Annotated in this window: 6 protein-coding genes and 1 pseudogene; 6 read left to right on the top strand and 1 reads right to left on the bottom strand. The window is 62.9% G+C overall.

Features of this window, described 5'->3' with window-relative positions; all coding sequences use genetic code 11:
- Positions 1–24: 24 nt before the first annotated feature.
- The 3 genes from RHBS_RS18965 to RHBS_RS18955 all read left to right on the top strand — a co-directional run bounded on the left by RHBS_RS18965 (position 25) and on the right by RHBS_RS18955 (position 2,540).
- Positions 25–1,410 carry a bifunctional diguanylate cyclase/phosphodiesterase gene (locus RHBS_RS18965; protein WP_121871665.1) on the top strand — a complete coding sequence of 462 codons (1,386 nt, stop codon included), beginning with the start codon at positions 25–27 and terminating at the stop codon, positions 1,408–1,410.
- 15 nt (positions 1,411–1,425) lie between these two features.
- The gene (locus RHBS_RS18960) at positions 1,426–1,845 is read left to right on the top strand and encodes a TIGR03668 family PPOX class F420-dependent oxidoreductase (RefSeq protein ID WP_121871664.1); all 420 of its coding nucleotides are present in this window, start codon (positions 1,426–1,428) and stop codon (positions 1,843–1,845) included.
- 143 nt (positions 1,846–1,988) lie between these two features.
- The gene (locus RHBS_RS18955; protein ID WP_183130321.1) at positions 1,989–2,540 is read left to right on the top strand and encodes a GNAT family N-acetyltransferase; all 552 of its coding nucleotides are present in this window, start codon (positions 1,989–1,991) and stop codon (positions 2,538–2,540) included.
- Here the strand turns inward: RHBS_RS18955 and RHBS_RS18950 are convergent.
- On the bottom strand, positions 2,452–3,534 hold the full coding sequence (locus RHBS_RS18950) for a hypothetical protein (RefSeq protein WP_237669415.1): 1,083 nt from the start codon (positions 3,532–3,534) through the stop codon (positions 2,452–2,454). The two genes, RHBS_RS18955 and RHBS_RS18950, sit on opposite strands and share 89 nt — an antisense overlap.
- 283 nt (positions 3,535–3,817) lie before the next feature.
- Between RHBS_RS18950 and lysX the strand changes: the two are divergent.
- The 3 genes and pseudogenes from lysX (at position 3,818) to RHBS_RS18935 (ending at position 9,240) form a co-directional block, all read left to right on the top strand.
- A pseudogene (gene lysX, locus RHBS_RS18945) lies at positions 3,818–7,128 on the top strand (bifunctional lysylphosphatidylglycerol synthetase/lysine--tRNA ligase LysX).
- 395 nt (positions 7,129–7,523) lie between these two features.
- Complete coding sequence (locus tag RHBS_RS18940) at positions 7,524–8,135, top strand: alpha/beta fold hydrolase (RefSeq protein WP_306303556.1); 612 nt, start codon at positions 7,524–7,526, stop codon at positions 8,133–8,135.
- Between the two features lie 100 nt (positions 8,136–8,235).
- Positions 8,236–9,240, top strand: a complete 1,005-nt coding sequence (locus tag RHBS_RS18935) for a beta-ketoacyl-ACP synthase III (protein WP_032378786.1) — start codon at positions 8,236–8,238, stop codon at positions 9,238–9,240.
- Positions 9,241–9,590: the final 350 nt, after the last annotated feature.

Genomic DNA, 9,590 nt, shown 5'->3' with positions numbered 1-9,590 from the left:
GCTGTCCGGCCATGAGGGGGAACAGTGAGCCGAGAGCACGACGCGCCGCCCCGTCATGTCGCCGCAGTTTCCGGAACCGCTGCCGTAAATGGAACCGCTGCCCAACGCGATGCGCTGACCGGACTTCCGAACCGCAACGAGATTCTTGCCCTCATCACCGCCGAACTCGACGCCCGCATTCCGGACCGCCAGTTCAGTGTCCTGCTGGTCGACATCGACGGATTCCGAGAATTCAACGACGCCCTCGGCCCAGCCCAGGGCGATGACCTGCTCTGCATGGTCGCCGACCGCCTCCTGGCCTCCACCCGCCCCGGCGATACCATCGGCCGCCTCACCGGCGACGAGTTCGTCGTCATCGCACGGGGCTGCCACTCCATAGCCGCACGCGCCTTGGCTGCCGGATTCGCGAGCATCTTCGAGCCCGCCTTCGAGCTCGGCGGCCGCCAACTCACCCTCACCGCCAGTGTCGGAGTCGCCTCCAGCACCGACACCGGCATCAGCGCGACCCAACTGGTCCACAACGCCACCGCAGCCATGCACGCCGCCAAGGCCGTCGGACGCAACGAACACCACGTCTTCACCGACGAGCTGCACCACACCAACCGCACCCGACTCGAACTCATCGAACGATTGCGCGGCATCGCGATGGTCGAGCGCGAACTGACCATGGCCTACCAACCCATCGTCGAACTCGCGACAGGAACGGTCGTCGGGGCCGAAGCACTCATCCGATGGAACCACCCCGAACTCGGCCTGCTGATGCCCGACACCTTCATACCCCTCGCCGAGGACGCCGACCTCATCGTCCCACTGAGCATGTGGATACTCGCCGAGGCCGCGCACACGATCGCCGACTGGCAGACCCGCAACATCCACCTGCAAGTGGGCGTCAACATCAGCCCCGCCCACTTCGCCACAGGAACCCTCGCCACCGACGTGATCGACACTGTCGACACCTACGGCATCGAACCCGGACGGCTCGCCCTCGAACTCTCCGAATCACAAACACTGCACGACCTCGACGCCGTCCACTACCAACTCCGCGACGTCCAACGCCACGGCGTCCTCATCGCCATCGACGACTTCGGCTCCGGCTTCTCCTCCCTCGAACGACTCGCCACTCTCCCCGTCGACACCCTCAAGATCGACAAATCCCTCACCCAACACCTCGACAGCGACAACCTGCACCGACGACGCGCCATGACCACACTCTGCAGCGCCCTCGTCGACGTCACCACCACCCTCGGCAAAGACACCGTCATCGAGGGAATCGAGACACCCGAACAACTCCAGATCTGCACCGACATGGGCGTAACCTTCGGCCAAGGACACCTACTCGGACGCCCCATGCCCGTTGCGGCACTCGAACAATTCATCACTCGACACAGCACCCACAGCGAATCCGCATAACCCGAGGAACCGAACGTGAAGATCGACAACGAAGTCCAACGCTTCGCCGACGCACCCCGAGCCCAACTCTCCACCATCAACCCCGACGGCACACCGCACCTGGTACCCATCGTGTTCGCCGTCGCCCCCACCGGCGACCGCATCTACACCGCCATCGACTGGAAACCCAAAACAACCCGAAAACTCCAGCGACTCGACAACATCCGCGCCGACCCCGCCGTCAGCCTCATCGTCGACCACTACACCGACGACTGGTCCCAACTCTGGTGGATCCGCGCCGACGGAAACGCCCACATCGTCGAAACCTCCAGCACCGAAGGCACATCGGCTACCGACGCCCTGGTCGCGAAATACGTTCAATACAAAAACAACAGACCCGAGGGTCCGGTGATCATCATCGACAAACTGTCCTGGCGATCCTGGTCGGCTTCCTGACCCACCCCCCGCCCCCGTTGTCCACTCAATGTGACCTTCGGTGACCTTTTGCCCGTCAATGGCACATCGAGTGGACTGCGGGCGGGTGAAAGTGCAGTGAAATTTGTTGGCACATCGAGTGCACTGTTGACACACTGCTGACCATGCTCGACGTGCCTCCCGATCGGATTGTCACCGACCGCCTTGTCATTCGTCGCGAATCGGCCGACGATGCCGTTGCCATTGCCGACGTGATCGACCGCAATCTCGTTCGCCTTGTGCCGTGGATGGGGTGGGCGACCGAAGAAGCAACACAGCCGTCGGCTCAACTCGCTCGTATTGCCGAGGCCGTCGAGCACTGGGACGCCGGGGAGATGTTCGATTACGGAATTTTCGACCTCGAAGGCGGTGCGTTTCTGGGCAAGATCGGGATGCATCGCCGAATCGGCCCGCACGGAATCGAATTGGGTTACTGGCTCGACGCCGAGGCCGAGGGACGTGGTGTGATCAGCGAGGCCGTCGCTGCCCTCATACAGGAGGCCTTGAAGCTGGACGGGATCATCCGAGTCGAAATTCATTGTGATGCAGCGAATCTCAGGAGTCAGGCCGTACCCGGGAGGCTTGGCTTCATTCTTGACAGGATCGAGCATCAACCGATTGCAGCTGCGTCCGAGACCGGCGAGCACATGGTCTGGGTATATCAGCCCGACCGGTGATAAGCCTGATCCGATCGCGGTCGGACAGTGACGTTCGGTCGCGGTCGCGCTTGGCCTGCTCGTAACGCGCGCGAAGGTCGGACAGTACTCGTTCCGGATCGTCCCGGATATCGCTCGGCAGATGCGTCACCACGATGAGGCCGGCGTTGTGCGCTCGTTCACGACGCGCCACCGTCGCCCTGTGCGCCGCGGGCGAGAGGTGGTATTCCAGCGAATCGATCTCCCAATCCAATGCGACGTCATCAAGCCAATTGTCGGCGATCAGCAGGAACTTGCCCTGTTCGTCGTGGACGACCACGTTGTGTTGCATCGGCGGAAGTCCGCTGCGCGCGTACAGCTTCTGGGCCTGGGCCTCTGCGACGGAATGCGCGCCGGCCGCCAACTCCCGCAGCACCCGTCGCGGCATCGCCGTCCCTCGTGTACTGCCGGCGTCGAGCTCTTTCATGATCGCATCCACGGTGGCCGCGCCTCGCTGCACGACACTGGCAATCAGCGCCATGCACTGCTCGGCATTCTTCATCCGCCGAACTGCATCGCACAAGCACCGAACGATCGGGGCGACGCGAAGTCCCGACTTGATCTCCGCCGTGGGCATTCGCCACGTCCGCTCCACCACTGCGAAGCTCACGGACTTGCGATGTTGCGGCTCGGGAATCAGTGCGAACGTCTCCTCCAACGAGCCCGACGTGCCCAATCCATGCAACGCCAACCCCGCCCGACCGCTGATGAGAGCATCTTTGCCGCAGTAGATCGCCACAGCGGTGGCGCGTTCCATCGGCGTCAGCGAGCGGTTCTTCAAGAACACCAACCCAGGTAACGCCCGTGACCAGGTGCCGTCCGGCTGGGTGCGTCGAACAATTGTCTTCGACGCCACCCCGAGCTCGAGTAGATGCGCTGTCCTCATGAAGCCGCGATCCGACGCAGCCGCGATCACCTTCGCATCGACTCGTGCTCCACCCCGCTTCACACCCATGATGATGCACAGTCCGCACACCTCGAATCCTCCAGGACGACGGGAAACGAATTGCCCTGTGGATAACTAACGCCCTGTGGACAAACTTTCCCCACGAGCACCGAGGCGACGGCATACCCGCACCCAGTGCACCCGAAGATCCGCTGCCCGCACCCGACCTGAGGTCCACTCGATGTGACATTGACTGCCGAAAGGGCCACTGAACGTCACATTGAGGGGCGGGGGTGCGGGCAATGAGCAACTCACTGGGGTCGGCGGGGATACCGTCTACGTTGCAAGTGCATTCTGACTTCGGGAGTGAGATATGACGGCGACAGCAGATCCCTCGGAGCGGTCCGGGTCCATGGCTCCGCGGTCGTTCGTGCCACCCGTGCGCGGTCGGTTGAGTGAGGTGCCGCATATCGCGGGGTTGGTGCTCGGTGTGTTCGCGGTGCTGTTGTTTCTGTGGAGTCTGTCGCCGACTCTTCGTTTCCTGATTCACGTTCCTCGCGAGTACGTGGACAACTATTACTTCGATGCTCCCGACACGAGTCTGTCGTGGGCGCTGGTGGTCGGTTTGTTAGCGGCAGCGTTGGCGAGTCGCAAGCGCATTGCGTGGTGGTTACTGACGATTTATCTGGTGTTGTTGGCGATCACCAACGTGGTCGAGGGCATCACGGAGAAGAACGTCAATTCGTGGATTGCACTGGCTGTGCATGTCGTGGCGACGGGGTTGTTGATCGCTGCGCGCAAGGAGTTCTACACGCGGGTGCGTCGTGGTGCGGTGTGGAAGGCGCTCGGGGTGCTCGTGCTGGGCGCTGCCGTCGGGACGGTGATCGGGTGGGCGCTGGTTGCGTTGTTCCCCGGGTCGTTGCCGGAGAGTCAGACGTTCCTGTGGGCGTTCAATCGCGTGACGGCGTTGGCAACGGTGGACAACGAGCAGTTCGACGGCAGGCCGAACGGCATCGTGAACACGGCGTTGGGTCTGTTCGGAGCGTTGGCGTTGCTGGGGGCGGTCATCACGTTGTTTCGGTCTCAACGGTCGAGCAATGCGCTCACCGGTCGCGACGAGTCCGCGCTGCGTGGTCTGCTCGACAAATGGGGTGCCGACGATTCCCTCGGCTACTTCGCCACTCGCCGCGACAAGGGCGTCATCTTCGCCACGAGCGGCAAGGCGGCGGTGACGTATCGCGTCGAGGTCGGTGTGTGTCTGGCCAGTGGTGACCCGATCGGCAACCCCGAGGCCTGGCCGCATGCGATCTCGGAATGGTTGGACCTGGCCGAGAAGTACGGCTGGACCCCAGCTGTCATGGGAGCCAGCGAGATCGGGGCCACCGCGTACAAGCGGGCCGGGCTGAGCGTCCTCGAACTCGGCGACGAAGCAATCCTCAAAACCAAAGATTTCAACCTCAATGGACGCGAGATGCGCCCCGTGCGTCAGGCGGTCAACCGGGCTCGTAAAGCGGGTGTCGTGGTCACCGTGCGTCGTCATCGGGAGATTTCGTCGGAGGAGATGTCGGAGATCATTGCCTGCGCGGATGCGTGGCGCGATACCGAGACCGAACGCGGTTTCTCGATGGCGTTGGGCCGGTTGGGTGATCCGCTCGACGGCGATTGTCTTCTGGTACAGGCGGTTCAGGGTGAGAAGATCATCGGTGTTCTGTCCTTGGTGCCGTGGGGTCGTACCGGTGCGTCGCTGGATCTGATGCGCCGTGATCCGACGTCGCCCAACGGGGTGATCGAGCTGATGGTGACCGAACTCGCAACCGGCGCGGATCATTTCGGTGTCAGCAAGATTTCGCTGAACTTCGCGGTGTTCCGCGCGGCGTTCGAGGAGGGCAGCCGGATCGGGGCCGGACCGGTACTACGAATCTGGCGCAGCGTGCTGGTGTTCTTCTCTCGGTGGTGGCAGCTCGAGGCGCTGTATCGCTCGAACGTGAAATACCTTCCGGATTGGGAGCCGCGTTACCTGTGCTTCGCCGAGAATCGGGTGTTGCCCAAGGTCGGCGTCGCGTCGGCCATCGCCGAGGGCTTCTTGACTCTGCCGACCTTCCGGCGCGCTTCGAAGCACACCGGCTCCCATGTGGCGGTGCCCGCAGCTCTCGCCGACGCCGACGACATTCATTCCGACGGCAGCGGACCCGAGACTTCCGTGGACGAAACCGTGCCCGGCCGCAAACGTCCCGACCAGGTTCGCGTACGCATGGCCAAACTCGATCGTCTCGAAAGCGACGGGATCGAGGGCTACCCCGTCGCCTATCCACCGACGCATACCGTCGGTGAGGCGGTGGCATCGCCTCAGGGTACGACGGTCCGAATCGCCGGCCGAATTCTGCGGATTCGTGATTACGGCGGCGTGTCGTTCGCCGTCATCCGGGACTGGTCGGCCGACATTCAGGTGCTGTTCGACCGGGAACGCGTCGGCGACAGAATCGAGGAATTCGATGCCGACTTCGACCTGGGTGACCTCATCGAAGTCAGCGGCACTATCGGATACAGCAGGCGTGGTGAACTGTCGCTGTTGGCCACCGAGTGGCGAATGAACGCAAAGTGCCTGCATCCGTTGCCGGACAAGTATCGCGGCCTCACCGACCCGGAAGCTCGGGTGCGGCAACGCTATGTCGATCTGGCGATCAATCGCGACGCACGTGCCTGATGATCGCCCGCTCGAATGTGGTGAAATCACTGCGTGATTCACTCAGCGAGCGCGGATACATGGAAGTCGAGACTCCGATTCTGCAGCAGGTGCACGGGGGTGCGAACGCCGCGCCGTTCGTCACCCACATCAATGCCTACAATCTCGATCTCTATCTGCGGATAGCTCCTGAGCTCTACCTCAAGCGCCTGTGTGTGGGCGGTATGGAGAAGGTGTTCGAGATCGGGCGTGTGTTCCGCAACGAGGGCGCGGACTTCAAGCACAATCCCGAGTTCACGATCCTCGAGGCATACGAGGCGCACAGCGACTACGAACGCGCAATGGTGTTGTGCCGCGAACTGATTCAGCGGGCCGCCGTCGCAGCTCACGGCCGGGAGATCATCCTGCGGCCGGACGGTCCGGACGGGGAGATGATCGAGATCGACATCTCCGGTGAGTGGCCCGTCAAGACGCTGCACGGTGCCGTCGCCGAAAAGTTGGGTGTTCCCGTCGAACCGTCGACGTCACTGGACCAACTGCAACGTCTGTGCGACGAGAACGACATTCCGTACGAAAAGACCTGGGATGCAGGAGCCGTCGCACAGGGAATGTACGAACACCTGGTCGAGGACTACACCGAGTTCCCCACCTTCTACAAGGACTTCCCGACGTCGATGTCGCCGTTGACGAGGCCACATCGGAGCATTCCGGGCGTCGCGGAGAAGTGGGACCTGGTCGCGTGGGGCGTGGAGCTGGGCACCGCGTACAGCGAATTGACCGACCCTGTCGATCAACGCCGGCGCCTCACCGAACAATCGCTGTTGGCGGCGGGCGGCGACGAGGAAGCGATGAGCCTGGACGAGGATTTCCTACAGGCCCTCGAGCACGGTATGCCGCCGACCGGTGGGCTCGGCATGGGCGTCGACCGGGTGGTCATGCTCATCACGGGTGGCAGCATTCGCGAGACGCTCGCATTTCCGCTGGCCAAGCCGCGTCAATGACCCTTCTCGAACACCGGTGAACGAGGGCGAGTGTGCAAAACCGGGAAAATGATGGAAACTGGTGCTTGAAACAGTCGGCAGGTCGGCGGAGCATCGTGGAGAACCAAACATGGACAACGGGGATCGAACCGAACGCGGTGCGTTGTTTCCCGTGAAACATCCTCCCGGTCAGTACTTCGAGGTGAATGGACAACGTCTGCATCTGTTCGTACGCGGCACCGGGCCCACGGTCGTACTCTGCGGGGGCCTCGGCAGCAATTGGTTCGACTGGAACGACACCGTCGACATCCTGAGCGCCCACCATAACGTCGTCGTTCTCGACCGCCCAGGCTTCGGACTGAGCGACCCCCTCCCCCGACGGCGCCACGCCCACCGTCCGCGGGGAGGCCGACAGAATCGTCGGCGTCCTCGACGCACTCGACATCGTCGAGCCTGTCGTCGTCGCAGGTCACTCGATTGCCGGCTTCTATGCAGAAGCCGTCGCCCGCCTGTACCCGTCGCGCATCCGCGGGATTCTGTTGCTCGATTCCAGCGCAGAATCCGACCCCCGACGCTTCGTCCCCACCGCCCTGCGCGTCCGGGCTGCGCACATGATTGCCACCGTGCTCAGCAAGACCGGCGTGCAGAAGCTGGTCGGACCCCATGTGCGCCGTGTCCTCAACCAGGCGACACCGCCCGACGGCACACCGCAGGAGACGTTCGACTGGGTCGACGACATCTATCGCCGACCCACCTACCTCGCAGCCGCACTGGTCGAAGACGTCGTCTACCCCGATCTCACCGTCGAACTCCACCGCATCCGTAAGCAGTTCCGACTCGATGTGCCCGCCATAGTCGCCGCAGCCCACACCGGCCGACCCTCCCCGTGGGGCAAGAGATGGATCAAGACTCAACGCAAGCTCGCCGCGTATCTGCGCGCCGAGTTCACCGTCGTCATGCCCGCCCATCACCACGCCATGATCGACAAACCCGCCGAGGTCGCAGCCCTCATCGCCGAACTGGTGTGAACTCCTCGCGGCGACGCACGTAACGTGTGTCACCGAGCCCGCAGCCCAAGACCCGAGCCGAAGCTCGGCGATGGCGCGGTAGCACGAGAGGAAATTGAAGATGGGTGCGATCAGCACGACGCAGGGACGACAGTCGAAACTACTCGGACTCGGCGTTCACCGCCCCGAGAGAGTCGTGACCAACGACGAGATCTGTGAATTCATCGACTCGAGCGACGAGTGGATCCAGACCCGCTCGGGAATCAAGAACCGGCGCTTCGCCGATCCCAAGGAAAACGTCGTCGAGATGTCCATCGCGGCAGGTCGTAAGGCCCTCGAGGCCAGCGGAATCACGGCCGACCAAGTCGACACCGTCATCGTCGCCACCTCGACGCATCTCGAACTGACACCCCAAGCAGCTGCGAAAGTAGCGCACGGACTCGGCACCAAGGGGCCCGCCGCATTCGACATCTGCGCCGGCTGCGCAGGCTTCTGCTACTCCCTCGCCGTTGCATCGGACCTGGTCAAGGCCGGAACGTCCAAGTACGTCCTCGTCATCGGTGCAGAACAGCTCAGCGTCACCACTGACCCCTACGACCGCACCACACGCTTCATCTTCGCCGACGGCGCCGGTGCCGTGGTCGTCGGACAGAGCGACGAAACCGAGATCGGACCCGCCGTCTGGGGCTCCGACGGCTCGCAATCCGACGCCATCGTCCAGACAACCGACTGGTACGACTACATCACCGAAGAAGGCCTCGAGCGACCCTGGATCCGGATGAACGGAATCTCCGTCTTCCGCTGGGCCGCATTCGAAATGGGCAAAGCCGCGCAGCGAGTCCTCGACGTCGCCGGCATCAAAACCGACGAACTGCACGCCTTCATCCCCCACCAGGCCAACAGCCGCATCACCGAACTCCTGGCCAAAAGCCTGAACCTCGCCGACGGCACCCCGGTCGCCAACGACATCGCCGAAACCGGCAACACCTCGGCAGCATCGATCCCCCTGGCCATGGAAGAACTACTGCGTACCGGCAAAGCAAAAGCAGGAGACACCGCACTCCTCCTCGCCTTCGGTGCCGGACTCTCCTACGCCGGACAGGTAGTCAAACTGCCCAACCTGTAGTCGCCGATCCATACCCGGCTGCACCCGATTCCCGAGTGCACCCGAACCCCGCAGTCCACTCGATGTGACATTCAGTGACCTTTTCGGCAGTCAATGGCACATCGAGTGGACTCGGGGGACCGGTGTGGGTGACCGAGAGAGAACGGTTGCGACGGCTGTCTCGAGGTGTCACACTCCCGCCATGGGCTATCCGCAGGGTGATGGCAGCGATTCGTTCGACGCGTTCAAGAAGGACGAGTCGTACGGGGATTCGCAGCAGTACCCTCCGTACCGAGACCCGAACGCCCAGCATCAGAACCAGCAGTACCCTTCGAACCCGCAATATCCCAATCCCCAGTACTCCCAGTACT

It is taken from the genome of Rhodococcus sp. BS-15 (assembly GCF_000813105.1).
GTDB lineage: Bacteria > Actinomycetota > Actinomycetes > Mycobacteriales > Mycobacteriaceae > Rhodococcoides.
Note: the sequence above shows the minus strand (reverse complement) of the source record. Positions and strands in the feature narration are given on the sequence as shown.

Excerpts from the sequence above, each read along its gene's own strand:
- RHBS_RS18935 (WP_032378786.1), top strand. The coding sequence starts at position 8,236 with ATGGGTGCGATCAGCACGACGCAGGGACGACAGTCGAAACTACTCGGA.
- RHBS_RS18955 (WP_183130321.1), top strand. The coding sequence starts at position 1,989 with ATGCTCGACGTGCCTCCCGATCGGATTGTCACCGACCGCCTTGTCATT.